The sequence below is a fragment of the Pseudomonas sp. CIP-10 genome (assembly GCF_020911845.1).
Taxonomy (GTDB): Bacteria; Pseudomonadota; Gammaproteobacteria; order Pseudomonadales; family Pseudomonadaceae; genus Aquipseudomonas; species Aquipseudomonas alloputida.
In genome coordinates this window covers 4658771-4685054 of the sequence record NZ_CP087160.1, presented here as the reverse complement: position 1 = coordinate 4685054, position 26284 = coordinate 4658771, and the positions used below count along the sequence as shown (strand labels likewise).

Here is a 26284-nt window from a genome sequence, read left to right as displayed (position 1 = left end):
GCCATGCTCGACCGCCATTCGCTGTTCTGGAAGCTGGCCATCTTGCTGGTGGGCTTTTGCCTGCTGATGATCGGCCTCAGTTATACCTGGGGCCGGCACATGGAAACCCAGAATGCCTTCCTCTCGGAGTCGGCACGGCAGACCCTGCGGGGTTATGCCGCCGAAGCTGAGCAGGCCTGGCGTAGCGGCGGGCGGGAAGGGCTGGACCAGTGGGTGGCGGCCATGCATCAGCGCGAACGGGGCTGGGTCGGCGTGCTCGACATCAACCTGCGCCCGCTCGACAGCGCCACACTCAACCCACAGATTATGCAGCGTCTGACACGCCTGCGCGGTGTCGATTGGCCGATGAGTCGGCGCAGTGTCGACCAGCCGTGGGTGCGCATACCGTTCCCGGGGGCGCCGGAGCAGGGCATGCTGGTGATCGAACTGCCGCAGCGCTTCAATCCGGGCCAGCACCGCTTGCTGTGGCGCATTGTCACCAACGGCATCATTCCGGGGCTGTTCACCTTGCTGTTGTGTGTGGGCCTGTACCGCATGTTGATCGTGCCGCTGAATCAACTTCGCGAGCAGGCCAATGCCTGGCGGGCCGATCAGCTGTCGGCCCGCCTGGACTCGCGCACCATCGCCCGGCATGACGAATTGGGCGAACTGGCGCGTGCCTTTGACCAGATGGCCGAGCGGCTGCAAGGCACGGTGGCTATGCAGCAGCAGTTGCTGCGCGACCTGTCCCACGAAATGCGCACGCCGCTGAGCCGGCTGCGGGTGGCCTGCGATGGTGAAACCGACCTGCAGCGTTTGCGTGACCGCCTGATCCGTGAAGTGGACTGCATGCAGCAACTGGTCGAAGACACCCTGCAACTGGCCTGGCAGGACGCCGAGCGTGCGCCGATGAACCTTGAGCCGATCGAGGTCCACGCCTTGTGGGAGTTGCTGGCCGAAAATGCCTGCTACGAGAGCGGCTGGTCGCCTGCGCAACTGCGCTGCGAAGTACCGGCCGACTGCTGGGTGCAGGGCAACCTCAACCACCTGGCTCAGGCGCTGGAGAACATCTTGCGCAATGCCATTCGCCACTCGCCGGCCGAGGGTGTGGTGCGGTTGGGTGGGCAGCGTGAGGGCAGCTATTGGTGGTTGTGGCTTGAGGATGAGGGTGGCGGGGTCGCTGAAGAGGACTTGGAGCGGATCTTCGCGCCGTTCTCGCGGTTGGACGGTTCGCGGCCCGGGGATGGTGGCTTCGGCCTGGGGCTGAGCATCGCCCGCAGTGCCATCCAGCGCCAGGGCGGCACCTTGTGGGCGCAGAATGGCAAACGCGGGTTGCGCTTGTGGATGAGGTTGCCGTTGCATGTGCCGGCCGCTTCGCGGGTAAACCCGCTCCTGCACGCTAGCGAATCCCCGTAGGAGCGGGTTTACCCGCGAAGAGGCCAGCACATGTCACACCGTTATAGCTTGTAGCTATATGCACTACAGATTGCGTGATATGGCCGCGAAGGGTTTGCCGGTATGATAGGCACCCCCGCCGTCCGGATTGCGAAATACGCCATGACCGTGCAGTACCCAACCATCGCCGATTGCGTCGGCAATACGCCACTGGTTCGCCTGCAGCGCATCGCTGGCGAAACCAGCAATACCCTCCTGCTCAAGCTCGAAGGTAACAATCCTGCCGGCTCGGTGAAAGACCGCCCGGCACTGTCGATGATCGCTCGCGCCGAACTGCGCGGCCAGATCAAGCCAGGCGATACCCTGATCGAAGCCACCTCCGGCAACACCGGCATCGCCCTGGCGATGGCGGCGGCGATCAAGGGCTACAAGATGATCCTGATCATGCCCGACAACTCCACCGCCGAGCGCAAGGCCGCCATGACGGCCTATGGCGCCGAGCTGATCCTGGTGACCAAGGAGGAGGGGATGGAAGGCGCCCGTGACCTGGCCGAGAAGCTGCAGGCCGAAGGCCGTGGCCTGGTGCTCGACCAGTTCGCCAACGGCGACAACCCGATCGCCCACTACAACAGCACCGGCCCGGAGATCTGGCAGCAGACCCAGGGCACCATTACCCATTTCGTCAGCTCCATGGGGACCACCGGTACCATCATGGGCTGCTCGCAGTACCTCAAGGAACAGAACCCCGCGGTGCAGATCATCGGCCTGCAACCGATGGAGGGCTCGGCTATTCCGGGCATTCGCCGCTGGCCCGAGGAATACCTGCCGAAAATCTTCGATGCCACCCGCGTCGACCGCGTGGTCGACATGTCGCAGCAGGAAGCCGAAGACACCACCCGTCGCCTTGCGCGTGAAGAGGGCATTTTCTGCGGCGTGTCTTCTGGTGGTGCGGTCGCGGCCATGTTGCGCCTGTCCCGCGAAGTGGAAAATGCGGTCATGGTTGCGATCATTTGCGACCGCGGCGACCGTTATCTGTCCACCGGCCTGTTTGATCCACGCTAAATGTCCAAGAAAAAAAGCAACAGCGGCCTGCGCTTCCAGCCGGCCGGCGGCAATCGCACCCCCCAGGTCCCAGTGGGCAAGAAGCAGCGCCTGGACATCGAGCGCCTGGCCGGTGACGGCCGTGGCATTGCCTTCCTCGACGGGCGTACCTGGTTCGTCAGCGGCGCCTTGGCCGGTGAGGCCGTGGAGGCGCGGGTGCTCAACGCCCGTGGCAAAGTGGTCGAGGCACGCCTGGAGCGGTTGCTGCAGGCCGCGCCCGAGCGCCGTGAGGCGCCATGTCGCTACTACGACCGCTGCGGTGGCTGCAACCTGCAGCACCTGCCGCACGACGCGCAACTGGCGCTGAAGCAGCGCACCCTCGCCGAGCAGTTGCAGCGGGTGGCCGGCGTGCAACCCGAGGCGTGGGCTGCCCCCCTGAGCGGGCCGGAATTCGGCTACCGGCGCCGCGCCCGTGTGGCCGTGCGTTGGGACGTCAAGGCGCGTCAGCTGGAGGTGGGTTTCCGCGCCGAAGCCAGCCAGGACATCATTGCCATCGACGATTGTGCAGTGCTGGTACAACCCTTGCAGTCCATTTTGCGCCACTTGCCGACGGTGCTGCGTTCGTTGAGCAAGCCGCAGGCGCTGGGCCATGTAGAGCTGTTCAGTGGCACCGCCGAGGCGGTTCTGGTGCGCCACGTCGCGCCGTTGCCGGCCGAGGACCAGGCCAGGCTGCAAGCGTTCTGCGAGCAGGCCAACGCCCAGCTATGGCTGCAAGGCGAAGGTGAGCCGGCGCCCGTGGACCCAGCGGCGCAGTTGGGGTTTGCCCTGGCACCTTGGCAGCTGGAGCTGGCCTGGCGCCCGGGCGATTTCGTGCAGGTGAATGCCCAGGTCAATACGGCGATGATCGAGCAGGCCCTGGCCTGGCTCGCGCCACAAGCCGACGAGCGTGTGCTGGACTTGTTCTGCGGTCTGGGCAACTTTGCCCTGCCGCTGGCCCGCCAGGCGCGTGAGGTGGTGGCAGTGGAAGGTGTACAGGCCATGGTCGATCGGGCCGCGGCCAATGCCCGGAACAACAATGTGCATAACGCACGGTTTTTTCAGGCCGATTTATCGCAGCCTTTGGCAGGCACCGGATGGGCCGCCGAGGGCTTTTCTGCGGTACTCTTGGATCCACCGCGCGACGGTGCTTTCGAGGTGGTGCAAGGCATCGCCCGCCTCAAGGCCAGAAGGCTGGTCTACGTATCGTGCAACCCGGCCACGCTGGCGAGAGACGCCCAAGTGCTGGTCGGCCAGGGGTACCGGTTAAAAAGGGCCGGGATTCTCGACATGTTTCCTCAGACGGCGCATGTCGAGGCCATGGCGTTATTCGAAGCGGGCTAGCTGACTGGCCCCTTGGTGCGGTTGCCACGGAATGGCGGCCGCACGGTGATCGCCAGCACACCCGTATGGTGTGCTGCATGGAAAGGTAAAACAAAGATGGTACAGGTGAGAGTGCACCAGCCGGTCAACACCGACGGCAGTATCAATCTCGAAGCATGGTTGGACCATGTGGTAAGCGTCGATTCGGCACTGGATCGCGCAGCGCTGAAAGAAGCCTGCGAGTTTGCTCTTGAGGTAGAGAAAAAGGGCAACCCGGCCAAGCATTCCTGGGCGGATGGTACGTCCAGCTTCCAGGCAGGCCTGGAAATCGCCGAAATTCTTGCTGACCTCAAGCTCGACCAGGACTCTCTGGTGGCTGCGGTCATCTACCGCTCGGTGCGCGAGGGCAAGGTCACCCTCGCCGAGGTCAGCCAGCGTTTTGGCCCGGTGGTGTCCAAGCTGATCGACGGCGTGCTGCGCATGGCCGCCATCAGTGCCAGCCTCAGCCCACGACAGTCGCTGGTGCTGGGCTCGCAGGCGCAGGTCGAGAACCTGCGCAAGATGCTGGTGGCCATGGTCGACGACGTGCGCGTGGCGCTGATCAAGCTGGCCGAACGCACGTGCGCAATTCGGGCGGTCAAGTCCGCCGATGACGAGAAACGCCTGCGTGTCGCGCGTGAAGTGTTCGACATCTACGCGCCGCTCGCGCACCGCCTGGGTATCGGTCACATCAAGTGGGAGCTGGAAGACCTGTCCTTCCGCTACCTGGAGCCCGACCAGTACAAGCAGATCGCCAAGCTGTTGCATGAGCGGCGACTGGACCGCGAGCGCTTCATCAGCGACGTGATGAACCAGTTGCAGAACGAGTTGCTCGCCACTGGCGTAAATGCCGACATCAGCGGTCGGGCGAAACATATCTATTCGATCTGGCGCAAGATGCAGCGCAAAGGCCTGGAATTCAGCCAGATCTATGACGTGCGTGCGGTGCGCGTGCTGGTGCCGGAAATTCGCGACTGCTACACCGCGCTGGGCATCGTGCACACCTTGTGGCGGCATATTCCCAAGGAATTCGACGACTACATCGCCAACCCCAAGGAGAACGGCTACCGCTCGTTGCACACTGCGGTAATCGGCCCCGAGGGCAAGGTGCTGGAGGTGCAGATCCGCACCCACGGCATGCACGAAGAGGCCGAACTTGGGGTATGCGCCCACTGGCGCTACAAGGGCACCGACGTCAAGCCCAGCTCCAACCACTACGAAGAAAAGATTTCCTGGTTGCGCCAGGTGCTGGAATGGCACGAAGAGCTGGGCGACATCGGTGGCCTGGCCGAGCAGTTGCGGGTCGACATCGAGCCTGACCGGGTTTATGTGTTCACCCCCGACGGCCACGCCATCGACCTGCCCAAAGGCGCCACGCCATTGGACTTTGCCTACCGCGTGCACACCGAGATCGGCCACAACTGCCGCGGCGCGAAGATCAACGGCCGTATCGTGCCGCTGAACTACAGCCTGCAGACTGGCGAACAGGTGGAGATCATCACCAGCAAGCACGGCAACCCTAGCCGTGACTGGTTGAACTCCAACCTGGGCTACGTGACCACCTCACGGGCGCGGGCCAAGATCGTCCACTGGTTCAAATTGCAGGCCCGCGACCAGAACGTTGCTGCCGGCAAGACCTTGCTTGAGCGCGAGCTCAGTCGTCTGGGCCTGCCGCAGGTTGATTTCGAGCGCCTGGCCGAGAAGACCAACGTCAAGACCGCCGAGGACATGTTTGCCTCGCTCGGTGCTGGCGACCTGCGCCTGGCTCATCTGGTCAATGCTGCCCAGCAGTTGCTGGAGCCTGAGCGTATCGAGCAGATCGAGCTGGTGCCGCGCAAGCCTACCGGGCCGCGTACCGGCAAGCGTGGCGACATTCAGATCCAGGGTGTCGGCAACCTGCTGACACAGATGGCCGGCTGCTGCCAGCCGCTACCGGGCGATGCCATTGTTGGTTACATCACCCAGGGCCGTGGCGTGAGCATTCATCGCCAGGACTGCGCCTCGGTACTGCAGCTGGCGGGCAAGGAGCCAGAGCGCATGATCCAGGTGAGCTGGGGGCCGATCCCGGTGCAGACCTACCCGGTCGACATCGTCATCCGTGCCTATGACCGCCCGGGCCTGCTGCGCGATGTGTCGCAGGTGCTGCTGAACGAGAAGATCAACGTGCTGGCGGTGAATACCCGTTCGAACAAGGAAGACAACACCGCGCTGATGTCGCTGACCATCGAGATTCCAGGCCTGGACGCGCTGGGGCGCCTGCTGGGGCGGATCTCGCAGTTGCCGAACATCATCGAGACGCGGCGTAATCGTACCCCTTGAGACCGGGGCGTCTGCTTCGCGGGTAAACCCGCTCCTACAGGTAAGGTGCAGATTTCGAAAGCTGCACCCATCCTGTGGGAGCGGGTTTACCCGCGAAGAAGGCGCCACTGAAAGGACCTGATTGAATGACCTACACCCTTGACGACCTGCTGCATCTCATGGCCCGCCTGCGCGACCCGCAGTACGGCTGCCCGTGGGACCTGAAGCAGAACTACGCCAGCATCGTTCCACACACTATCGAAGAGGCCTACGAGGTCGCTGATACCATTGAGCGCGGCGATTTCGAGCACTTGCAAGGCGAGCTGGGCGATTTGCTGTTCCAGGTGGTCTACTACAGCCAGCTGGCCCGCGAAGAAGGGCGTTTCGAGTTCGATGGTGTGGTCGACAGCATCACCCGCAAGCTCATCCGCCGCCACCCGCACGTTTTTCCGACTGGCGAGCTGTACGCGCCGGTGGACACGCCCAGCCTGAGCGAAGCCCAGGTCAAGTCGCGCTGGGAAGAAATCAAGGCCGAAGAGCGCGCGGAGAAGAGCCAGCCCGAACAGCTGTCGCTGCTTGATGACGTGCCGGCAACCTTGCCGGCGCTGTCGCGTGCAGCCAAACTGCAAAAACGTGCGGCCACGGTCGGTTTCGACTGGCCGGCGGCGTTGCCGGTGCTGGACAAGGTCCGCGAAGAGCTGGATGAAGTGCTGCAGGCCATGGCCGACGGCGACGCCGATGCGCTGGAAGATGAAGTCGGCGACTTGCTGTTTGCTGCGGTCAACCTGGCCCGCCACCTCAAGCAAGACCCAGAGCATGCGCTGCGCCGCGCCAATCGCAAGTTCGAGCGACGTTTCCGTTTTATCGAACAGGCATTGCGCGACAGTGGCCGCCCCATTGAAGATTGTGACCTTGACGAGCTGGATGCCCTTTGGGGGGAAGCCAAACGTCAGGAAAAGAACCTGCCCAGCTGCGGCTGAGCTGTTGCATAAGTGAGTGAATATTCATGAGCCTTTCCCTTCGCGACCAATTGCTCAAAGCCGGTCTGGTCAACCAGAAACAGGTCTCGCAGACCAACAAAGCTGAAAAGAAACAGAAGCGTATGGAGCACAAAGGCCAGGTCGAAGTCGACGACAGCCAGCAGCGCATGGCCAAGGAAGCCATGGCTGAAAAAGCCCAGCGTGACCAGGAACTGAACCGCCAGCAGCAGGAAAAGGCCGAGCAGAAGGCCCGTGCCGCGCAGGTCAAGCAACTGATCGAGGCCACTCGCCTGCCCAAACTGAGCACCGAGGATTACTACAACTTCGTCGACGACAAGAAGGTCAAGCGCATTGCCGTCAACGCCCTGATGCGCACCAAGCTGAGCAACGGCGCGCTGGCCGTGGTAGCCCATGCCGGTGGTTACGAGGTTATCCCCCGTGAGGCCGCCTTGAAGATCCAGGAGCGCGACCCTGGCCGTATTCTGCTGCTCAACAGCCATGTCGAGGAAACGGACGAAGACGACCCGTACGCGGCTTACAAGATCCCTGATGATCTGATGTGGTAAACACGAAAATCCCGCCTTGGCGTTAATGCGGTTCATTCAAGATCGCAGGGCCGCTCTGCGGCCCTTTCGCGACACGCGCGTTCTCAAGAAGACGCTGGCCTTGCGTCGCGAAAGGGTTCGCCGCTCACCGAACCGGCGCGGTTAGTCACTTGTACTATCGTCTTGGTTCCCTCCGTTCGTCGGACATTTCTTAGGGTTCCGGCACAACGGCTAGCCTCCAGCTTAGCGTCAGGGATAGCGCTGAACATTCGGTCCAGGAAGGGCCAGTACGCCTCGTCGTCCCGACGCTTTATCTGCTGAGGAGACGACAATGAAAATAACCCTGAAACGGTTGGCGTGCCTGGGTGCGAGCTTCACCAGTGCGTTCGCCATGGCCGATGCGGCCAGCCCGCCGGTGCTGTCACCTGCGATTCCCTTCGATGTCACCGCCAATCCCCCCTTCACCCTGGACAACCTGCAACACGATTTCGACGTGCTGTCGTGGCAAACCTTCGTCGCCCTGAACTGGCCCGCCAACGCCGACGGCAGTGCCAACACCTCGGCGAAGATCGGCGCGCCCGGCAAGACCGTGTGGGAGTCGTGGAAAGAAAGCTACGAGATTTTTCTGCCCAAGGGTCAGAAACCCGTCGCCTGGGACCAGCAGGCGCCCGTGCCCGCGGCCTGCCAAGGCAAGGGTGACTTGCCGGTGCTGCAACAGATGGGCAAGGTCGCCGGGGTACTCGATGAGTTCATCCAGCCGTTCAAGACCGGCCCGCTGGTCGACCAAAGCGGCACCTACACGCGCAACGCGATCATGGTCAACCAGCCAATGTTCGATGACATCGTCAACAATGGCCTGTACAGCAAGGAAGGCCAGCAAGCGTTCCTGAGCAAGGCCGACAACCGCATCGCTTTCGCCTGCGGTTCGCAGAAGGCCCAGCAGGTCGGCGCGATCATGGTCAAGTCGGCCTGGAAAGTGCTCGGTGGCAGCGACAACCCGCAGGAGTTCCACGCCGTCGACGCGCTGGTATACACGCCCGGCAACGCCGACCCGAACAAGGGGGCGGTGATCCCCGAATCGTGCAATGCGCAGAAGGTTGGGCTGGTAGGCCTGCACATCGTGCACAAGACCGAGGGCGCACCGCAGTGGGTATGGTCGACGTTCGAGCACGTGCGCAACGTGCCGGAAAAGACCACGCCAATGAACGAGCGCAAAGGGCCCTACCTGTTCTACGACGCCCAGGCCAGCAACCGCCCGGTGAACGAGCCGCCCGCGCAACCGTGGGACCCGTCGAAGAAGGCCATCCCCTCGCAGATCGTGCGTGACATTCCCATCACCGCCGCCACCCAACAGCTCAACGCGCAGTGGCAAGGCGCGCTCAAGGGCACGGTGTGGGCCAACTACCACCTGATCAGCACCCAGTGGCCCACCGACCCGGCCGATGACTGCCAGGTGCCGTCGCCGACCAACCCGCTAGGTACGCCTGCGCCGAACTTCCTGGCTAACGCCACCCTGGAGACCTACAACCAGGGCACCACCCCGCAGGCCTCGTCCAGCTGCATGGAGTGCCACAACAACGCGACCACCCGCGTGACCCAGTCGCCACGCACCAGCTTCGCCGATTTCACTTTCCTGCTTGAACGTGCCCAATCCACCGGCGCCAAGGAGTGATGCCATGAGCGACCAGAACCTGCAAAACTTCATCGGCTTGTCCGCCGTACTCACTGGCCTGTCGGCCAAGCTGCTGGCGCCTTCCGTCGACCCGATCAACCTGCCGCCGGTGTTCTTCGCCACCGCCCAGCAAGGCATGGGCCTTGAGGCGTTCAGCAGCCTGCTGGAGCTGTACGCCAGCATCCAGAGCCAGCCGCCCGCGCAAATCGCCAGTGCCGTGCTCGCTAACGCGAACCCGCAAATCGCCCAGGGCGCCCGCTCGATCATGAAGCTGTGGCTGCTCGGCAGTTGGTACCAACCCTACGACCTGGGCAACGCCCGCACGGGTGACACGCGTGTGGTCTCCGACCAGGCCTACAAGGAGAGCTGGGCGTGGAAGATCGCCCAATCTCACCCCATGGGCTACAGCCAGTTCCACTTCGGATATTGGGGTGAGCAGCCACCGACCCTCAAGCAATTCACCGGTGTCGACGCCAAGGAAGGGCAGCAGCCATGAGCAATGTACAAACCCAGAACATCGAAACTGCCGATGTGATCGTGGTGGGCGCCGGCATGGCCGGCAGTGTCATGGCCTACCAGTTGGGCCTGGCCGGGTTGAAAGTGCTGGTGCTCGAATCGGGCCCGGCCATTCCGCCCAATCGCAGCGAGTACCTGGAGCGCTTCTACACCGCGGTGCTCAAAGCGCCCGAGTCGCCGTACCCACCTGAGCAGAGCGAGCAGACCCCGGCCACGCAGTTCGCGCCACGGGCGACCATCCAGGACCTGATCACCGCGGGTAGCCAAGACCCGAACAAGGCGCAGAAAAGCTACCTGGTGCAGAAGGGGCCGCACCTGTTCGCCAGCACCTACGAGCGGGTAGGCGGCGGCACCATGTGGCACTGGATGGGCACGGCCCTGCGCCTGTTGCCCAACGACTTTCGCATGCGCACTGCGTACAACGTCGGGGTCGACTGGCCGCTCAGTTACGACGACCTGCAGACTGCCTACTGCCGCGCCGAGGAAGAGATGGGCGTGTCCGCGGATGTCGCCTCGCAGACTTACCTGGGCGTGACCTTCCCGCAGGGCTACAAATACAGCATGCATGGCATCCCGCCGTCGCTGGTTGACCAGGGCCTGGGCAAGCACGTCACGGGCACCGTGTACCAGAGCCCGGAGAAGGGGCCTGACGGCAAGCCGTACCCAGGTGTCACCCTCAACGTCCGGCAGACGCCGGCCGGGCGCAACTCGCAGAATGATAACGGCCGTCGGGTGTGCGCTGGCAATACCAGCTGCACGCCGATCTGCCCGATCCAGGCCAAGTACGACGCCACCGTGACCATGGCCAAGGCACTGGATACCGGCAACGTGCGCATCCTTTACCAGACCGTGGCGAGCCAGGTGCAGGTCGATGCCAATGGGGTCACGGGCATCGATTTCATCCAGTACCAGAACAATGGTATGCGCCAGAACGGCACGGCCCAGGGCAAACGCTACGTAATCGCCGCCCACGCGATCGAAACGCCGAAGTTGCTGCTCAACTCCATCGGCCCGAACAGCCCTAAAGGGGTCGCCAACAGCAGCGGCCAGGTCGGCCAGGCGTTGGCTGACCACCCGGTGTACCTGGCCTGGGGGCTTATGCCCGAAGGCAAGCCGCTGTTCCCATTCCGTGGGCCGTTGTCCACCTCGGGGATTGAGGACATGCGCGATGGCCCGTTCCGCAGCCAGCGTGCCGCCTGGCGTATCGAAATCGGCAACGAGGGCTGGAACTGGTCGGTGAATGACCCCTACACCTCGGTCTGCGATTTCATCGACGGCACCAACCACGGCGGCGCTAACCCCAGCAAGCTGGCGTTGTCCGGCCAGGCGCTGGTTCAGCAGCTCAACAGCGTGCTGACCCGCCAGTTCCGTCTGGGCTTCTTGATCGAGCAGGTGGAGAAAGACCCCGATAATGCGCTGTGCCGGGTGGAGAGGAGTACGGAGTTCGCCGACGGCTTGGGCCTGCCTCGGCCGCAGATCACCTACGAACTGTCCGACTACACCAAGGAGGGTTTCAAGCAGGCGCGCCTGGCCGCCACGCACATCATCACCGAACTGATGGGCGCTACCGAGCTGACCGACCTGAACCCTAAGCTTGAGCCCGGCTCGCAAACGGTGTTTGAGTACGACGGCCAGAACTACCCGTTCTACGGCGCTGGCCACCTGATGGGCACCTACCGCATGGGCTCGGACCGCACCACGTCGGTGGTGGACAAGGACCAGCGCAGCTGGGACCACCCCAACCTGTTCCTGGTCGGCGACGGCGTGTTCCCCACTACCGGCACCGCCAACCCGACCTTGACCATCACCGCGTTGACGTTCCAGGCCGCCGACGTGGTGGCCAGCGACCTGCTCAAGCGCACTGTGCAGGTGCAGGCCAACCAGGCATGGCAGGGCACGGGCATGCAGGTCAATGGGCAGAGCTGGCAGTTGGCGGTATGCACGGGCGGGCAGTGGACAGCGAACCCGGCCACCGGCATGGTTGGCGCGGCGGGCAACCCAAGGTTGATCGCCAAGCCCGGCTATGCCTTGCCTGGTCAACCGGAAGGGGCGTTGATCGGGCGTATCGGCAACGGCGGTGCGCCGTTCCTGGTCGGCAACCAGGTGCAATTGCCGCGTGGCCAGCAAGGTGAGTTGCAGCTGTGCATCAATGACGACCTGGACGGGCGTTACGGGGCTGGCCTGAGCGATAACCTGGGCAGCCTGTCGGTAGAGGTGCGTTTCGGGGCGGTGTAGGCCCTGACATGGCAACCCCACAATGCTCCGGTAATGCCGCAGTATTGTGGGGTTGCTCACTCAGCCCTGGTGAGTGAGGGGGGCGCCGCAATGGGCTGGGTCATTGCGTGGTGCGCTGGTTTTCCAGGTCTTCAAGCTCTACGCGGTATTGGTGTGCTTCGTGTTCGTTATGGAACATGCCCACCAGTTGACCTTGTTGGTACACATCCCAGATCCGCACGCCAGCGGCCAGGCCTTCGTGGGACATTCTCGATTCGTCGCGTTCGGTTACTTGGACAGTCATCGGTAAACTCCACTTCTTCAAGATGGCTGCGACAGTGTGTCGCACGTCTTCTTTATAGAGTTTGTTAGCAGACTAAGTAAGTAAAACAGGCATGAAACAAGTTTCATGAAGCTCAAAGGGATGCTGCCTGGGTGGGCTTTTTCGCAGCAAAGAAAAGCCCCGCACTGGGCGGGGCTTCAGGTGTTGCAGGCAGTGTGCGATCAGTTGCCCTTCACCGGCTTGCCATCGACCGTGCCATCCTGCAGCACGATCACGTACTCCTTGCCATCGGTCTCTACCTGGCGCAGTTGCACCAGCAGGTAGTCCCAGTTCTTGGCGAACCACAGCTCGGTGATGCGCTTGCTCTGGCTGGGATCGCGCACGCGCTCGACCTTCACGGCATCGACCTGGCCGGTCTTGGTGGTGACCTTTTCGGTGCCCAGTACGCGGAAGTCGTAGGTGTCGATCTCGTCGCCGTCCACCACCTGGTAGGTCATGCTCTTCTTGCCTGCGGCCACGTCGTGCTGCAGGGCCAACTGGTAGGAGGACTTGTCCAGTACGCCGCGGTTCAGTGTCAGGTTGACGGCATCGCCACGGTCGCTGCCGGTGATCTTCTTGGTGCTCCAGTCGAAGTTCAGGTCGACCTTCTTGGCCTTGCCCAGGCCGCCACGCTCGAAGTGGTACTTCTGTGGCAGCAGGGTGTCGTTGTCCAGGCGCAGGGTGCTTTGCTCGGTCAGGCTGGCGATCATCATGGAAGCCTTGAAGTTAAGGTCCCAGGTACCGTTGGCATTTTTGACCAGGCTGCGCTCGGCGGTGCCGCTCATGGGCAGCTGCTTCCAGTCGGCGGTGTAGCTGGCCGAGAAGGGCTTCAGTTCAGCTGCCTGGAGGGGCAGGGCGAGCACGGCGAGAGCCAAGAGCAGGGCGCGACGCATAAATTCTCCTAGGATCGAATCAAGTGACCGCTGGCCGCCAGTGGCTGGCCGTCCAGTAATGCACCGTGTTCGCCGAGACGCAAGCGCCCTTCAGCGAACCAGCGCACCGCCAGTGGGTAGATCAGGTGTTCCTGATGGTGTACCCGCTGTGCCAGGCTTTCGACGGTGTCATCAGACGCCACCGGTACCACAGCCTGTACGACCAGTGGGCCGCCATCGAGTTCCTCAGTCACGAAGTGTACGCTGCAGCCATGCTCGGCGTCGCCAGCTTCCAATGCCCGGCGATGCGTATGCAGGCCCTTGTACTTGGGCAGCAGCGACGGGTGGATGTTGAGCAGGCGGCCCTGATAGTGGCGCACGAAGTCGCCACTGAGGATGCGCATGAAACCGGCCAGCACCACCAGGTCCGGGGCAAAGCCGTCGATGCGCGCCATCAGCGCGGCATCGAAGGCTTCACGGCCGTCGAACTGGGTGTGGTCGAGCACGACGCTGTCGATGCCGGCCGCTGCGGCGCGTTGCAGGCCGTAGGCATCGGCGCGGTTGGAAACCACCGCGCGGATACGCACCGGGCTGTCCTGCCCTTGGCAGCTGTCGATCAGGGCTTGCAGGTTGCTGCCGGAGCCCGACAGCAGTACCACTACATTGCAGGTCTTGCTCGGCATCAGTGTGCCTTGAGGTTCTGCAGCTCGACCTGGGCAGCGCCTTCGGCGGCTTCGGCGATGTGGCCGATTACCCACGGTTGCTCACCGGCGGCGCGCAGTTCGTTCAGGGCGGCTTCGACCTGGTCCTGGGCCACGCAGATGACCATGCCCACGCCGCAGTTCAGTACGCGGTGCATTTCGTGCTCGTCGACGTTGCCCTTTTCCTGCAGGAAGTCGAACACCGCCGGGCGCTGCCAGCTGGCCACGTCAACCACGGCCTGGGCGTTTTTCGGCAGTACGCGCGGGATGTTGTCCAGCAGGCCGCCGCCGGTGATGTGGGCCATGGCCTTGACTGCGCCGGTGTTCTTGATCAGCTGCAGCAGCGGTTTGACGTAGATGCGGGTCGGCGCCATCAGCAGGTCGGTCAGCGGCTTGCCGTCCAGCTGGGTGTTCTCGATGTCGGTAGCCGACACTTCGAGGATCTTGCGGATCAGCGAGTAGCCGTTGGAGTGCGGGCCCGAGGACGGCAGGGCGATCAGCGCATCACCGGTGGCAACCTTGGAGCCGTCGATGATTTCGGCCTTTTCCACCACGCCTACGCAGAAACCGGCCAGGTCGTAGTCTTCGCCTTCGTACATGCCAGGCATTTCGGCGGTTTCACCCCCGACCAGCGAGCAGCCGGCCAGTTCGCAACCGGCGCCGATGCCGGTGACCACGGTGGCGGCCACGTCAACGTTCAGCTTGCCAGTGGCGTAGTAGTCGAGGAAGAACAGCGGCTCGGCGCCGCAGACGACCAGGTCGTTGACGCACATGGCGACCAGATCCTGGCCGATGCTGTCGTGCTTGTTCAGGTTCAGCGCCAGGCGCAGCTTGGTGCCGACGCCGTCGGTGCCGGAGACCAGCACCGGCTGTTTGTAGCCGGCCGGGATCTCGCAGAGGGCGCCGAAGCCGCCCAGGCCACCCATGACTTCAGGGCGTGCGGTGCGTTTTGCCACGCCCTTGATGCGTTCGACCAGTGCTTCGCCGGCGTCGATGTCTACACCGGCGTCCTTGTAGCTCAGGGAGGGTTGCTTGCTCATTGATCCAGGCCTTTAGGAGGGAGGGATTCTTAAAAACGACCATGACGGCCAAGGCCGGCTGATAAGCGGCGGCGGTCTGAAACGTCAGTGGTCTGTGAAGGCGCGCGATTTTATCAGGGTTGCCGGGCAGCGGCCATCCTCAGGCCGACGGGCAGGGCGGTAATTGTTGAAAAAAGCGGGAGGGTGGTTGATGCGGTTGCATGTGTATAAGCTGCAAGCAACGAGCTTGCGGCTGCACGACAATGCAGCCTGGCGCTCGGCCTGCTTTTTCTTGCAGCTTGAAGCTTACGGCTTGAAGCTCGACTGGACAGGAATCCTCCATGCGTTTGTTCAATATTATGGCAGCCGGTTGCCTGGCCCTGATCTCGGCCACGGCCCTGGCTGAAAATGTCTCCGGCCTTTATCAGGTGCGCGAGCCGGTCACCGGGCCGGGCGCCGAAGCCCGTACCGCGGCCACAGTCAAAGCCCTGGACACGTTGGTGCAGCGTCTGACCGGTGACCCAAAGGCCGTGCAGAGCCCTGCATTGGCCGAGCTGCGCAAGGACCCACAGCAGATCATCAACCAGGTGGGCAGTGAAGCCGGCCCGCCTGAGTCGGTCGTGGTCGAGTTCGACCCCGGTAGCACCGAGCGGGCTTTGCGCAAGGCTGGCCTGGCTTTGTGGGGCAGTAACCGGCCCTCGATACTGGGGTGGTGGTTGAACGACACCGTTGAGGGCAGCAACCTGGTCGGTGATGGCCAGGCCAGTGCCCAACCCCTGCGCCGCGCCGCCCAGCACCGTGGTCTGCCGTTGCGCTTGCCGCTGGCCGACTTGCAGGAGCAGCTGGTCGCCAATGCCAAGCAGGTCGAAGGCAACGATCCGGCACCGCTGCGCGAAGCTTCCGAGCGCTACGGCGCCGATGCTTTGCTGGCGGTACATGCCCAGGAAGCCGACGGCAAGTGGCAGGGCAAGTGGCAGCTGTGGCTGGGCGACCAGCGTGAGCAGGGCACTGCCGAGGGCGCCGACCAGGCCGCCTTGGCTGACGCGGTGATGATGGCGGTAAGCAGCCGCCTGGCGCCGCGCTACGTTACCCGGCCGGGTGCCAGCAGCCAGTTGCAGGTGCAAGTGCAGGGCATGAACCTGCAGCGCTATGCCGAACTGGCTCGCGTGCTGGAGCCCTATGGCCCACGCTTGCAGGCGGCTGAAGGCACTACCCTGACCTACGGGGTTACGGGCAATCGTGAACAGCTGCGTGCCCAGCTTGGCCTGGCCAAGCTGCAGGAAGTGCCGGTCGAGCAGGCACCGGCGGTGCCGGCCATGCCAGCACCGGCAGTGGACGCCGCAGCCGGGCAGCCCGCGCCTGCGCAGCCAGCACCCAAGCCGTTCGACGGCTTGCGTTTCCGCTGGTAAGGGGCGCTTACCGTGACTGACATGCGTCGCTGGATCTGGCTGGGCGCTGCACTGCTGATCGCTGTGCTGCTTTATAGCCTGCACAATATTCTTACGCCGTTCCTGGTCGGCATCATGCTGGCCTACCTGGCCGACCCGCTGGTCGATCGTCTCGAGCGCCTGGGGCTTTCGCGTACCTGGGGTGTGGTGGTGGTGTTCGGCCTGTTCACCCTGTTGCTGTTGGCGTTGTTGCTGGTGCTTGTGCCGATGCTGGCCAAGCAGTTGGTGCGCCTGTACGAGTTGGCGCCGCAGATGCTCGACTGGCTTGAGCATGTCGCGCTGCCGTGGGTACAGGGCCGCCTTGGCCTGGCCGATGGTTTCTGGAAGTTCGACAAGATCAAGGCCGCCATCGGCGCGCACATGGGGCAGACCACCGATATCGTCGGCATGCTGCTGTCCCAGGCCACCGCCTCAAGCCTGGCGTTGGTGGGCTGGTTGGCCAACATGGTGCTGATTCCGGTAGTGGGCTTCTATCTGCTGCGCGATTGGGACTTGATGATGGGCAAGCTGCGCGGCCTGCTGCCGCGCCAGCGCGAGCCACAAGTGATGGGCCTGGCAGGTGAATGCCATGAAGTGCTGGGGGCATTCGTGCGCGGGCAACTGATGGTGATGCTGGCCCTGGGCGTCATCTATTCAGCCGGCCTGATGCTGGTGGGGCTCGAACTCGGTCTGCTGATCGGCATGCTTGCAGGCCTTGCGGCCATCGTGCCTTACATGGGCTTCATCATTGGCATTGGTGCCGCGCTGGTGGCCGGCCTGTTCCAGTTCGGTGGCGACCTGTATCCGATGCTGGGCATCGTTGCGGTGTTCATGGTCGGGCAGGCGCTGGAGGGTATGGTGCTGACCCCTCTGCTGGTGGGCGATCGCATCGGCCTGCACCCGGTTGCGGTGATCTTTGCCATCCTCGCCGGGGGTGAACTGTTCGGCTTCACCGGTGTGCTGCTGGCGCTGCCGGTGGCGGCGGTGATCATGGTGCTGCTGCGGCATGTGCATGCCCTGTACAAGGAATCGGATATGTACGCCGGGAACATCGACCCGGAGCTTTGAACACCCCGTGTTTCGTCTTGAGCTGTTTCGCGCCCGCGAAATTGAGCGCCGCCTCGCGGCGCCCGATCTCGCGGGCGCTGAGCACGGTTTGTCCTGCATCCGTCGTTCGCTTGTGCAGCGCAACTTGTTGATTTTGCTTGCCCTATCTGCAGTCGAGATTGTGCGCCCCGCGTTGCGGGTATAGACTTTGCAGATTGTTCACCAAAGGCCCCCAGCGGTCCCGTCGACCGCCCGCGAGCATGAAACCACCGATCCAGTTGCCCCTGGGTGTGCGCCTGCGCGATGACGCCACCTTCATCAACTACTATCCGGGCGCCAATGCTGCGGCATTGGGTTACGTCGAGCGGCTATGCGAAGCCGACGCCGGCTGGACCGAGAGCCTTATCTACCTGTGGGGCAAGCAGGGTGTTGGCCGTTCCCACCTGCTGCAGGCCGCCACCCATCGCTTCCAGCAACGTGGCGAGCCTGCTGTGTACCTGCCGCTGGCGCAATTGCTCGATCGTGGCGTCGAACTGCTCGACTACCTGGCCCAGTACGAACTGGTGTGCATCGACGATCTGCATGTGATCGCCGGCAAGGCTGATTGGGAAGAGGCCATGTTCCACCTGTTCAACCGCCTGCGCGACAGCGGCCGACGCTTGCTGCTGGCTGCCTCGGCATCACCGCGTGAGCTGCCGATCAAGCTGCCGGACCTGAAGTCGCGGTTGACCCTGGCCCTGGTGTTCCAGATGCGCGGCCTGTCCGACGAAGACAAGCTGCGCGCCTTGCAGCTGCGAGCTTCGCGCCGTGGCCTGCACCTGACCGACGAAGTCGGCCATTTCATCCTCACCCGCGGCGCGCGGAGCATGAGCGCGTTGTTCGACTTGCTCGAGCGCCTCGATCAGGCGTCGCTGCAGGCACAACGCAAGCTCACCATTCCGTTTCTCAAGGAAACCCTCGGCTGGTAACCCCCTGAAAACCTTGGGCCAGAGCGGTAAAACAAAAAAGTCACATCTTTTTCGATAAAATTTGCAAATGGCCATGATAGAGGGCATAGTTTCACCCTTCTAAAGGATTACAGACACGGTCGTGCCCATGCTGAAGCGCTTCGCACCCCTCGTGCCACTCGCACTCGTGACCCTGCTTTTTGGCTGCGCGGCCCAAGGCCCGGTATCCCAGCCCCAGGATCACACGCCGATCACTGCACAATCGGCAATCAACGCCAAAGCCTCTTCTTCGTCGGTGTTCGGCGAGCCGGAAGAGCTGGCCACCGAAGATGACCTGGCGTCTTTCTCCGGCAGCAAGCCTTACCAATTGCCGGTTCTGGCTGACAGCATTCTCGAGCGCGGCATGTCGTTGATCGGCACCCGCTACCGCTTCGGTGGTACCTCGGAAAAGTCCGGCTTCGACTGTAGTGGCTTCATCGGTTACCTGTTCCGCGAAGAGGCGGGCATGACGCTGCCGCGCTCCACGCGTGAAATGATCAACGTCGATGCCCCGAAAGTGGCCCGCAACAAGCTCAAGCCAGGTGACCTGCTGTTCTTCAGCACCAATGGCCGTGGCCGGGTAAGCCATGCCGGGATCTACCTGGGTGACAACCAGTTCATCCACTCCAGCAGCCGCCGCAGTGGTGGTGTGCGCATCGACAGCCTCGGTGATCGTTACTGGAGCAAGACCTTCATTGAAGCCAAGCGAGCCTTGGCCATGGCGCCGACCAACATCGCGCGCAACTGATATCAAAATGATGTACCCTGCCGCGGCGGTGATGCTTTAAAAAAGCTCGCCGCCGTGCGCATTTACAGAAAGCGTCTAATCTAAATTCTCAACTCTTTTCGGCTGCAGCGCAGCGGTCTCAGACAGGATGTTCTGGCCATGGTAAAGATGGCGCGCTTCGCATTTTTCTCCTTGGCAGCCTTGCTGGCTGCATGCTCCAGCCGTGCGCCTGCGCCGGCCCCTGTGGTACAGCCGCAGGTGACCTATAGCCAGCCCAGTCCTTCACCGATTGCCGATGACGTACTGATCCGCGCCATTGGTCTGGTTGGCACGCCCTATCGTTGGGGGGGCAATACGCCGGACTCCGGCTTCGACTGCAGCGGCCTGATCAAGTATGTGTACCGTGATGCTGCTGGCATCAGCCTGCCGCGCTCGACGCGAGAGATGATTGTCATGCGCGCACCGACGGTGGATGTCAGTTCGCTGCAGTCTGGTGACCTGGTGTTCTTCGCCACCAGTGGCGGCTCGCAGGTCAGCCATGCCGGCATCTATGTCGGGGACGGGCGCTTCGTGCATGCACCTTCCACCGGTGGCACCGTGCGCCTGGACTACCTGTCGAACAGCTACTGGGCCAAGGCCTACCTGCAGGCCAAACGGGTGATACCGCAAGGGCATCTGGCACAGAACCCTTGATATCCATGCCTGTAAGCGGTCCCGTTGAGCTTGGGGCCGCTACAGGCTGCCGAGATTCAGGGGGCTACGCCCACCCGCCAAAATCACATTGCCGCCATCGTCGGCCACCGGTATCCCGCCTTGGCCGGCTTCAGTTGGCCTCGCGCCGGCCTCATTGAAGTCGCGCATACTTTGGCGGCATCACCCGCTTCGATTGACGCTCCCGGTGCAACCCTCTAACCTTCGCGGCGTGTTTCAGGTGCCCTGCCAGCCCCGACTGGGCAGGGTGAAACTGGGAAGCCGGTGGGCGCCAGCATGGCGCGATTCCGGCGCTGCCCCCGCAACGGTGGATGAGTAAAAGGCCGCGCAGGGCCACTGGATGCCAGCATCCGGGAAGGCGCGCAGGCCAGGGCCAAGGCCCACTCACAAGCCCGGAGACCGGCCTGATACTGCCAACGGCATCACGGAGGGTGATGCGCGGTGCACCGTGGCGCCCAGCCATGGCCTCTGCGCGTTCTCCGTTTGCCTGCCTATTACCTGTCGCCGCGCATTGCCGTGGTGCCAGCCAGCGGAGAACCCTGATGAGCGATTCCACCGAACGCGACGAACGCCACCTGGCGCGCATGCAGCGCAAGAAGGCGGTCATCGACGAACGCATCGCCAATTCCCCTAACGAATGTGGCCTGCTGCTGGTGCTGACCGGCAATGGCAAGGGCAAGAGCAGTTCGGCCTTCGGCATGCTCGCGCGCGCCTTGGGCCACGGCATGCAATGCGGTGTGGTGCAGTTCATCAAGGGCCGCAACAGCACCGGCGAGGAGCTGTTCTTCCGTCGCTTCCCCGAACAGGTGCGCTACCACGTGATGGGCGAGGGCTTTACCTGGGAAACCCAGGACCGCCAGCGTGACATCGCCGCTGCGCAAGCCGCCTGGGCGGTGTCGCGCCAGTTGCTGCAGGACCCAGGTGTACAGTTCGTGGTGCTGGACGAGCTCAACATCGCCCTCAAACATGGCTACCTCGACCTGGACCAGGTACTGTCCGACATTCAGGCCCGCCCGCCCATGCAGCATGTGATTGTCACTGGCCGCGCTGCGAAGCCTGAGATGATCGAACTGGCCGACACCGTGACCGAAATGGGCATGCTCAAGCACGCCTTCCAGGCCGGTATCCGCGCACAGAAGGGCGTCGAACTGTGAGTCGATCGCGCCACTGCCCCGCCGTGTTGATCGCGGCACCCGCCTCAGGCCAGGGCAAGACTACCGTCACTGCTGCGCTGGCCCGCCTGCACCGCAACCTCGGGCGCAAGGTGCGGGTGTTCAAATGCGGGCCCGACTTTCTTGACCCGATGATTCTCGAACGGGCCAGTGGCGCGCCGGTGTATCAGCTGGACCTGTGGATGATCGGTGCCGAGGAAAGCCGTCGGCTGCTGTGGGAAGCTGCTGGCGAGGCTGACCTGATCCTCATCGAAGGGGTGATGGGGCTGTTCGACGGCACCCCGTCAAGCGCTGACCTGGCGCGCCACTTTGGCGTGCCGGTGCTGGCGGTGATCGACGGCACAGCCATGGCCCAGACCTTCGGTGCCCTGGCCCTGGGCCTGGCGCGGTACCAGGCCGATCTGCCGTTCGCCGGCGTGCTGGCCAATCGGGTAGGCAGCCTGCGTCATGCGCAACTGCTCGAAGGCAGCCTGACCGAGGGCTTGCGCTGGTATGGCGGCTTGTCCCGCGAACGCGGCATCGAACTGCCCAGCCGCCACCTGGGCCTGGTGCAGGCCAGCGAGCTGAATGACTTGGACACCCGCCTGGACGCTGCCGCCGAAGCGTTGGGCGCCAGTTGCGATGCGGCGTTGCCGCCGCCAGTCAGCTTTGCCGAGCCTGAACCGCAAGCCTGCGTGGCCTCGCTGGCCGGTGTGCGCATTGGCGTGGCGCGGGACGAGGCGTTCGCCTTCACGTATGGCGCTAACCTCGACCTGTTGCGCAACCAGGGTGCCCAGCTGGTGTTCTTCTCGCCGCTGCACGACCACGAACTGCCGGCGGTAGACAGCCTGTATCTGCCGGGTGGTTATCCTGAGCTGCATCACCATGCGCTGGCCGCCAACGCACCGATGTGCGAGGCGATCCGCGCCCACCACGCGCAGGGCAAGCCATTGCTGGCCGAGTGCGGCGGCATGCTTTACCTGCTCGATGCCCTGACTGACGTGGCCGGTGAACGTGCCGAACTGCTCGGCCTGCTGCCGGGTGAGGCGACCATGCAGAAGCGCCTGGCCGCCCTGGCGCTGCAGGCGGTGGAGCTGCCGGAGGGGACCTTGCGCGGTCACACCTATCACCATTCGCTGACCAGCACTGCGCTGGAACCGATTGCCCGAGGTCTGAGCCCCAACGGCGGGCGTGGCAACGAGGCGGTTTATCGTCTGGGCCGGCTCACGGCCTCTTACGTGCACTTCTATTTCCCTTCCTGCCCGGATGCGGCGGCGGCACTGTTGCGACCATGAATGATCACGCCTATAGCGACGCCGAGCGCGCCGCCATTTACCGGGCCATCGGCGAGCGCCGCGACATGCGCCATTTTGCGGGTGGCCAGGTGGCACCCGAACTGCTTGGCCGCTTGCTGGCGGCCGCGCATCAGGCGCCCAGTGTCGGGCTTATGCAGCCGTGGCGCTTTATCCGCATCACCCAGCGTGACCTGCGCGGGCGCATCCAGGCCTTGGTGGAGGCGGAGCGGGTACGCACGGCCGAGGCGCTGGGCGAGCGATCCGATGCCTTCATGAAATTGAAGGTGGAGGGCATAAACGATTGTGCCGAGCTGCTGGTGGCGGCCTTGATGGACAACCGCGAGCCTCACATCTTCGGCCGCCGCACCCTGCCGGAGATGGACCTGGCCTCGCTGGCCTGTGCCATCCAGAACCTGTGGCTGGCCGCGCGTGGCGAAGGGCTGGGCATGGGCTGGGTGTCGCTGTTCGACCCGCAGGCGTTGGCCGCGCTGCTGGGCATGCCCGCCGGGGCCAAGCCGGTGGCGGTACTGTGCCTTGGGCCGGTCGCCGCGTTCTATCCGGTGCCGATGTTGGTGCAGGAAAGCTGGGCCGAAGAGCGGCCCCTGAGTGAAATGCTTTACGAAAACCAATGGGGAGAGCGTCAATGAGCGTGGCCTTGCTGACTGTGGCCGGGGTGGCCCTGGACGCTTTGCTGGGCGAACCACAGCGGCGCCACCCCTTGGTGGCGTTCGGCAACATGGCCGGCACCCTGGAGCGCCGCCTGAATGCGGGCGGGCGCGGCTGGCGCAGCCACGGCGTGAGCGCGTGGTTTCTGGCGGTGGTGCCGCTGACCCTGGTGGCGCTGGTCCTTTCGTGGCTGCCGTATATTGGCTGGCTGGTTGATGTGCTGGCGCTTTACTGCGCCGTGGGGCTGCGCAGCCTGGGCGAGCATGTGCTGCCGGTGGCCAACGCCTTGCGCCAGGGCGACCTGGCGGAGGCGCGGCACCGCGTTGGCTACCTGGTCAGCCGCGAAACGCGCGAACTGGACGAGCCAGCAGTGGCCCGAGCGGCGACCGAGTCGGTGCTGGAGAACGGCAGCGACGCAGTGTTCGCCGCGTTGTTCTGGTTTGTGGTGGCCGGCGCGCCAGGTGTGGTGCTGTACCGCCTGAGCAACACGCTGGATGCCATGTGGGGCTACCGTAACGAACGTTTCGAGCGCTTTGGCTGGTGCGCGGCGCGCATCGACGATGTGCTCAACTATATACCTGCAAGGCTGGTGGCCCTGACTTATGCCCTGTTGGGCAAGACCCGTCTGGCCCTGGCCTGCTGGCGCAAGCAGGGCCCGCTGTGGGACAGCCCCAACGCCGGGCCGGTGATGGCTGCCGGCGCCGGCGCGCTGGGCGTCGAGCTTGGTGGCCCGGCGGTGTACCACGGCGAACTGCATGAGCGGCCGCGTCTGGGCGAGGGGCCAGTGGCCGATGCCGATGCCATCGAGCGCGGCTGGCAGCTGGTGCAGCGCGGCGTGTGGCTGTGGCTGCTGATGATCTGCCTGGGGGCCTATATCAATGCTTGAACATGGTGGCCGCCTGTTACGCGCGGTGCAGCAATACGGTATCCCCCGTGAGCAGTGGCTCGACCTGTCCAGCGGCATTGCGCCCTGGCCATTTCCTGTCCCGCCGATTCCCGTCGACGCCTGGGCCCGCCTGCCGGAAACCGAGGACGGCCTGGAGGACGCCGCGCGCGCGTATTACGGCGCCCGCCAGTTGCTGCCGGTAGCCGGCTCCCAGGCCGCTATCCAGGCCTTGCCGCTGCTGCGTACAACGGCCCGGGTTGGCGTGCTGACGCCGTGCTATGCCGAACACCCTTATGCCTGGCAACGGGCGGGGCACCAACTGCTGGCGCTGGATGAGGCGCAAGTTGAGGTTGCGCTCGACGGCCTCGATGTGCTGGTGCTGGTGAACCCCAACAACCCGACCGGCCAACGGGTGTCGCGCGAACGTCTGCTGGCTTGGCATGCTCGCCTGGCGGCCCGCGGTGGCTGGCTGCTGGTCGACGAAGCATTCATGGACAACACCCCGGCGGACAGCGTGGTGGACTGCGCCGAACGCCCGGGGCTGATCGTGCTGCGCTCGTTTGGCAAGTTCTTCGGCTTGGCTGGCGTGCGCCTGGGCTTCGTTGCCGCCGAACACAGCTTGCTGCTGCGCCTGGCCGAGCTGCTCGGCCCCTGGACCGTCAACGGCCCGACCCGGGTGCTGGCCCAGGCCAGCCTGACCGATCAAACTGCCCAGCGCGCGCAGGCCGAACGCTGTGCTGCTGCCGGCCAGCGGCTTGCGCATGTGTTGCGCAGTGCCGGCCTGGCGCCCAGTGGTGGCTGCGACCTGTTCCAGTACGTGCGTAGCGAGCACGCTGCACGCCTGCATGAATTTCTCGCCCGGCGCGGCATCCTGGTACGGCTGTTCGAACAGCCAGCAGCCGTGCGCCTGGGGTTGCCTGCCTGCACGGCGGACGAACAGCGCCTGGCCCAGGCCCTGGCGGCTTATCAGAAGGAAACGGCATGACGACCCTCATGGTGCAAGGCACCACCTCCGACGCAGGCAAGAGCACACTGGTGACCGCATTGTGCCGCTGGCTGTTGCGCCAGGGCGTCGCTGTGGTGCCCTTCAAGCCACAGAACATGGCGCTGAACAGCGCGGTGACGGCTGATGGCGGGGAAATCGGCCGTGCCCAGGCGGTGCAGGCCCAGGCCTGCCGGCTACAACCGCACACCGACATGAACCCGGTGCTGCTCAAGCCCAACAGCGATACCGGCGCCCAGGTCATCATCCACGGTCGGGCGGTCACCAGCATGAATGCAGTGGCCTACCACGACTATAAAACCACGGCCATGCAAGCGGTGCTGGCGTCTCACCAACGCCTGAGTGCCGCGTACCCGGTGGTCATGGTCGAGGGTGCGGGGTCGCCGGCAGAGATCAACCTGCGTGCCGGCGATATCGCCAACATGGGCTTTGCCGAAGCGGTGGACTGCCCGGTGATCCTGGTGGCCGACATCAACCGCGGTGGTGTGTTCGCCCACTTGGTGGGCACGCTGGAATTGCTGTCGACCAGTGAGCAGGCGCGGGTCAAAGGTTTTGTCATCAACCGCTTCCGTGGCGACATTGCCCTGCTGCAGCCAGGGCTGGACTGGCTGGAACAACGCACCGGCAAACCGGTACTGGGCGTCCTGCCTTACGTTACCGACCTGCACTTGGAAGCCGAAGACGGTATCGATGTGCGTCAAGGCGTCAAGCACGAGCGAGTGCTAAAGGTGATCGTGCCAGTGCTGCCGCGCATCAGTAACCACACCGACTTCGACCCGCTGCGCCTGCACCCGCAGGTGGACTTGCAGTTCATTGGCCCGGGCCAGCCGATTCCGGCTGCCGACCTCATCATCCTGCCAGGCTCCAAGAGCGTGCGGGGCGACCTGGCACAACTGCGCGAGCGCGGTTGGGACACGGCCATCGAGCGGCACCTGCGCTATGGCGGCAAGCTGATTGGTATCTGCGGTGGCCTGCAGATGCTGGGGCGGGAAGTGCATGACCCGCTGGGGCTGGAGGGGGCCGCAGGCTCAAGCCAGGGGCTCGGCCTGCTCGACTATGCCACGGTGCTCGAAGCCGAGAAGCAACTGCGCAATGTGGCCGGCACGCTGAGCCTTGAAGCGGCAACGGTAACCGGTTATGAAATTCATGCTGGCGTTACGACGGGGCCTGCGCTGGCGCAACCCGCGGTCCAACTGGCTGATGGCCGCCATGATGGCGCTGTCAGTGCCGATGGCCAGATCCTCGCCACCTACCTGCATGGCCTGTTCGAAGGCAGCCAGTCGTGTGCCGCGCTATTGCGCTGGGCCGGGCTGGAGGATGTGCAGGTTATCGACTACGAAGCGTTGCGCGAACACGACATCGAGCGCCTGGCTGATCTGGTGGAGAAGCACCTAGACACCGCGCAGTTGCGCCAGCTGTGTGGGGTAGCCTGA

24 protein-coding genes and 1 riboswitch are annotated in these 26284 nt (G+C 64.0%); of the genes, 20 read left to right on the top strand and 4 right to left on the bottom strand.

Annotated elements, in window-relative coordinates; translation table 11 throughout:
• Positions 1-3 precede the first annotated feature (3 nt).
• The 9 genes from LMH93_RS21110 to LMH93_RS21070 all read left to right on the top strand — a co-directional run bounded on the left by LMH93_RS21110 (position 4) and on the right by LMH93_RS21070 (position 12059).
• Positions 4-1395: a sensor histidine kinase gene (locus LMH93_RS21110; RefSeq protein ID WP_230064567.1), complete on the top strand. Its 1392-nt coding sequence runs from the start codon at positions 4-6 to the stop codon at positions 1393-1395.
• A 141-nt stretch (positions 1396-1536) separates the two neighbouring features.
• Positions 1537-2436: a cysteine synthase CysM gene (gene cysM, locus LMH93_RS21105; RefSeq protein ID WP_003252416.1), complete on the top strand. Its 900-nt coding sequence runs from the start codon at positions 1537-1539 to the stop codon at positions 2434-2436.
• On the top strand, positions 2437-3795 hold the full coding sequence (rlmD, locus tag LMH93_RS21100; RefSeq protein WP_003252418.1) for a 23S rRNA (uracil(1939)-C(5))-methyltransferase RlmD: 1359 nt from the start codon (positions 2437-2439) through the stop codon (positions 3793-3795).
• A gap of 96 nt (positions 3796-3891) precedes the next feature.
• Positions 3892-6132: a GTP diphosphokinase gene (gene relA, locus LMH93_RS21095; RefSeq protein WP_003252420.1), complete on the top strand. Its 2241-nt coding sequence runs from the start codon at positions 3892-3894 to the stop codon at positions 6130-6132.
• 125 nt (positions 6133-6257) lie between these two features.
• Positions 6258-7091 carry a nucleoside triphosphate pyrophosphohydrolase gene (gene mazG / locus LMH93_RS21090; protein ID WP_003252422.1) on the top strand — a complete coding sequence of 278 codons (834 nt, stop codon included), beginning with the start codon at positions 6258-6260 and terminating at the stop codon, positions 7089-7091.
• Between the two features lie 26 nt (positions 7092-7117).
• Complete coding sequence (locus tag LMH93_RS21085) at positions 7118-7657, top strand: DUF2058 domain-containing protein (protein ID WP_230064566.1); 540 nt, start codon at positions 7118-7120, stop codon at positions 7655-7657.
• A 310-nt stretch (positions 7658-7967) separates the two neighbouring features.
• A complete protein-coding gene (locus LMH93_RS21080; protein WP_060538692.1) occupies positions 7968-9308 on the top strand; it encodes a hypothetical protein in 1341 nt (446 codons plus the stop codon).
• Between the two features lie 4 nt (positions 9309-9312).
• Entirely contained in the window at positions 9313-9804 is a 492-nt protein-coding gene (locus tag LMH93_RS21075; RefSeq protein ID WP_003252427.1) for a hypothetical protein, read from the top strand.
• Positions 9801-12059 carry a GMC oxidoreductase gene (locus LMH93_RS21070; protein ID WP_230064565.1) on the top strand — a complete coding sequence of 753 codons (2259 nt, stop codon included), beginning with the start codon at positions 9801-9803 and terminating at the stop codon, positions 12057-12059. The genes LMH93_RS21075 and LMH93_RS21070 overlap by 4 nt, the downstream gene beginning before the upstream one ends.
• A 100-nt stretch (positions 12060-12159) precedes the next feature.
• On the opposite strand, the gene LMH93_RS21065 is transcribed toward LMH93_RS21070, so the two are convergent.
• The 4 genes from LMH93_RS21065 to purM all read right to left on the bottom strand — a co-directional run bounded on the left by LMH93_RS21065 (position 12160) and on the right by purM (position 14973).
• On the bottom strand, positions 12160-12342 hold the full coding sequence (locus LMH93_RS21065; RefSeq protein ID WP_012053456.1) for a hypothetical protein: 183 nt from the start codon (positions 12340-12342) through the stop codon (positions 12160-12162).
• A gap of 200 nt (positions 12343-12542) precedes the next feature.
• Positions 12543-13253, bottom strand: a complete 711-nt coding sequence (locus LMH93_RS21060; RefSeq protein WP_070096280.1) for a DUF3108 domain-containing protein — start codon at positions 13251-13253, stop codon at positions 12543-12545.
• A gap of 8 nt (positions 13254-13261) precedes the next feature.
• Positions 13262-13915: a phosphoribosylglycinamide formyltransferase gene (gene purN / locus LMH93_RS21055; protein ID WP_003252434.1), complete on the bottom strand. Its 654-nt coding sequence runs from the start codon at positions 13913-13915 to the stop codon at positions 13262-13264.
• Positions 13915-14973, bottom strand: coding sequence for a phosphoribosylformylglycinamidine cyclo-ligase (purM, locus tag LMH93_RS21050; RefSeq protein ID WP_003252437.1), 1059 nt, complete (start codon positions 14971-14973; stop codon positions 13915-13917). Before purM ends, purN begins: the two co-directional genes overlap by 1 nt.
• 320 nt (positions 14974-15293) lie before the next feature.
• Between purM and LMH93_RS21045 the strand changes: the two genes are divergently transcribed.
• From LMH93_RS21045 to LMH93_RS20995, 11 genes are all read left to right on the top strand, one after another.
• Positions 15294-16361, top strand: a complete 1068-nt coding sequence (locus LMH93_RS21045) for a DUF2066 domain-containing protein (RefSeq protein WP_004575331.1) — start codon at positions 15294-15296, stop codon at positions 16359-16361.
• A gap of 12 nt (positions 16362-16373) precedes the next feature.
• Positions 16374-17447, top strand: coding sequence for an AI-2E family transporter (locus LMH93_RS21040; protein WP_003252442.1), 1074 nt, complete (start codon positions 16374-16376; stop codon positions 17445-17447).
• 239 nt (positions 17448-17686) lie between these two features.
• The gene (hda, locus tag LMH93_RS21035) at positions 17687-18394 is read left to right on the top strand and encodes a DnaA regulatory inactivator Hda (protein ID WP_003252443.1); all 708 of its coding nucleotides are present in this window, start codon (positions 17687-17689) and stop codon (positions 18392-18394) included.
• A gap of 127 nt (positions 18395-18521) precedes the next feature.
• Complete coding sequence (locus LMH93_RS21030) at positions 18522-19160, top strand: C40 family peptidase (protein WP_003252444.1); 639 nt, start codon at positions 18522-18524, stop codon at positions 19158-19160.
• Positions 19161-19298: 138 nt separating this feature from the next.
• On the top strand, positions 19299-19832 hold the full coding sequence (locus LMH93_RS21025; protein WP_003252446.1) for a C40 family peptidase: 534 nt from the start codon (positions 19299-19301) through the stop codon (positions 19830-19832).
• Positions 19833-20051: 219 nt separating this feature from the next.
• Positions 20052-20272, top strand: a riboswitch (cobalamin riboswitch).
• Between the two features lie 120 nt (positions 20273-20392).
• Positions 20393-21004 carry a cob(I)yrinic acid a,c-diamide adenosyltransferase gene (gene cobO, locus LMH93_RS21020; RefSeq protein ID WP_003252448.1) on the top strand — a complete coding sequence of 204 codons (612 nt, stop codon included), beginning with the start codon at positions 20393-20395 and terminating at the stop codon, positions 21002-21004.
• On the top strand, positions 21001-22296 hold the full coding sequence (locus LMH93_RS21015) for a cobyrinate a,c-diamide synthase (RefSeq protein WP_012053452.1): 1296 nt from the start codon (positions 21001-21003) through the stop codon (positions 22294-22296). The genes cobO and LMH93_RS21015 overlap by 4 nt, the downstream gene beginning before the upstream one ends.
• Positions 22293-22943: a 5,6-dimethylbenzimidazole synthase gene (gene bluB, locus LMH93_RS21010; protein WP_003252453.1), complete on the top strand. Its 651-nt coding sequence runs from the start codon at positions 22293-22295 to the stop codon at positions 22941-22943. Before LMH93_RS21015 ends, bluB begins: the two co-directional genes overlap by 4 nt.
• Complete coding sequence (gene cbiB / locus LMH93_RS21005; protein ID WP_003252455.1) at positions 22940-23848, top strand: adenosylcobinamide-phosphate synthase CbiB; 909 nt, start codon at positions 22940-22942, stop codon at positions 23846-23848. The genes bluB and cbiB overlap by 4 nt, the downstream gene beginning before the upstream one ends.
• The gene (gene cobD, locus LMH93_RS21000; RefSeq protein WP_230064564.1) at positions 23841-24833 is read left to right on the top strand and encodes a threonine-phosphate decarboxylase CobD; all 993 of its coding nucleotides are present in this window, start codon (positions 23841-23843) and stop codon (positions 24831-24833) included. Before cbiB ends, cobD begins: the two co-directional genes overlap by 8 nt.
• The gene (locus LMH93_RS20995) at positions 24830-26284 is read left to right on the top strand and encodes a cobyric acid synthase (protein ID WP_064491174.1); all 1455 of its coding nucleotides are present in this window, start codon (positions 24830-24832) and stop codon (positions 26282-26284) included. Before cobD ends, LMH93_RS20995 begins: the two co-directional genes overlap by 4 nt.

Coding starts and splice junctions, on each gene's coding strand:
- LMH93_RS21110 (WP_230064567.1), top strand. CDS start 4: ATGCTCGACCGCCATTCGCTGTTCTGGAAGCTGGCCATCTTGCTGGTG.
- cysM (WP_003252416.1), top strand. CDS start 1,537: ATGACCGTGCAGTACCCAACCATCGCCGATTGCGTCGGCAATACGCCA.
- rlmD (WP_003252418.1), top strand. CDS start 2,437: ATGTCCAAGAAAAAAAGCAACAGCGGCCTGCGCTTCCAGCCGGCCGGC.
- relA (WP_003252420.1), top strand. CDS start 3,892: ATGGTACAGGTGAGAGTGCACCAGCCGGTCAACACCGACGGCAGTATC.
- mazG (WP_003252422.1), top strand. CDS start 6,258: ATGACCTACACCCTTGACGACCTGCTGCATCTCATGGCCCGCCTGCGC.
- LMH93_RS21085 (WP_230064566.1), top strand. CDS start 7,118: ATGAGCCTTTCCCTTCGCGACCAATTGCTCAAAGCCGGTCTGGTCAAC.
- LMH93_RS21080 (WP_060538692.1), top strand. CDS start 7,968: ATGAAAATAACCCTGAAACGGTTGGCGTGCCTGGGTGCGAGCTTCACC.
- LMH93_RS21075 (WP_003252427.1), top strand. CDS start 9,313: ATGAGCGACCAGAACCTGCAAAACTTCATCGGCTTGTCCGCCGTACTC.
- LMH93_RS21070 (WP_230064565.1), top strand. CDS start 9,801: ATGAGCAATGTACAAACCCAGAACATCGAAACTGCCGATGTGATCGTG.
- LMH93_RS21065 (WP_012053456.1), bottom strand. CDS start 12,342: ATGACTGTCCAAGTAACCGAACGCGACGAATCGAGAATGTCCCACGAA.
- LMH93_RS21060 (WP_070096280.1), bottom strand. CDS start 13,253: ATGCGTCGCGCCCTGCTCTTGGCTCTCGCCGTGCTCGCCCTGCCCCTC.
- purN (WP_003252434.1), bottom strand. CDS start 13,915: ATGCCGAGCAAGACCTGCAATGTAGTGGTACTGCTGTCGGGCTCCGGC.
- purM (WP_003252437.1), bottom strand. CDS start 14,973: ATGAGCAAGCAACCCTCCCTGAGCTACAAGGACGCCGGTGTAGACATC.
- LMH93_RS21045 (WP_004575331.1), top strand. CDS start 15,294: ATGCGTTTGTTCAATATTATGGCAGCCGGTTGCCTGGCCCTGATCTCG.
- hda (WP_003252443.1), top strand. CDS start 17,687: ATGAAACCACCGATCCAGTTGCCCCTGGGTGTGCGCCTGCGCGATGAC.
- LMH93_RS21030 (WP_003252444.1), top strand. CDS start 18,522: ATGCTGAAGCGCTTCGCACCCCTCGTGCCACTCGCACTCGTGACCCTG.
- LMH93_RS21025 (WP_003252446.1), top strand. CDS start 19,299: ATGGTAAAGATGGCGCGCTTCGCATTTTTCTCCTTGGCAGCCTTGCTG.
- cobO (WP_003252448.1), top strand. CDS start 20,393: ATGAGCGATTCCACCGAACGCGACGAACGCCACCTGGCGCGCATGCAG.
- bluB (WP_003252453.1), top strand. CDS start 22,293: ATGAATGATCACGCCTATAGCGACGCCGAGCGCGCCGCCATTTACCGG.
- cbiB (WP_003252455.1), top strand. CDS start 22,940: ATGAGCGTGGCCTTGCTGACTGTGGCCGGGGTGGCCCTGGACGCTTTG.
- cobD (WP_230064564.1), top strand. CDS start 23,841: ATGCTTGAACATGGTGGCCGCCTGTTACGCGCGGTGCAGCAATACGGT.
- LMH93_RS20995 (WP_064491174.1), top strand. CDS start 24,830: ATGACGACCCTCATGGTGCAAGGCACCACCTCCGACGCAGGCAAGAGC.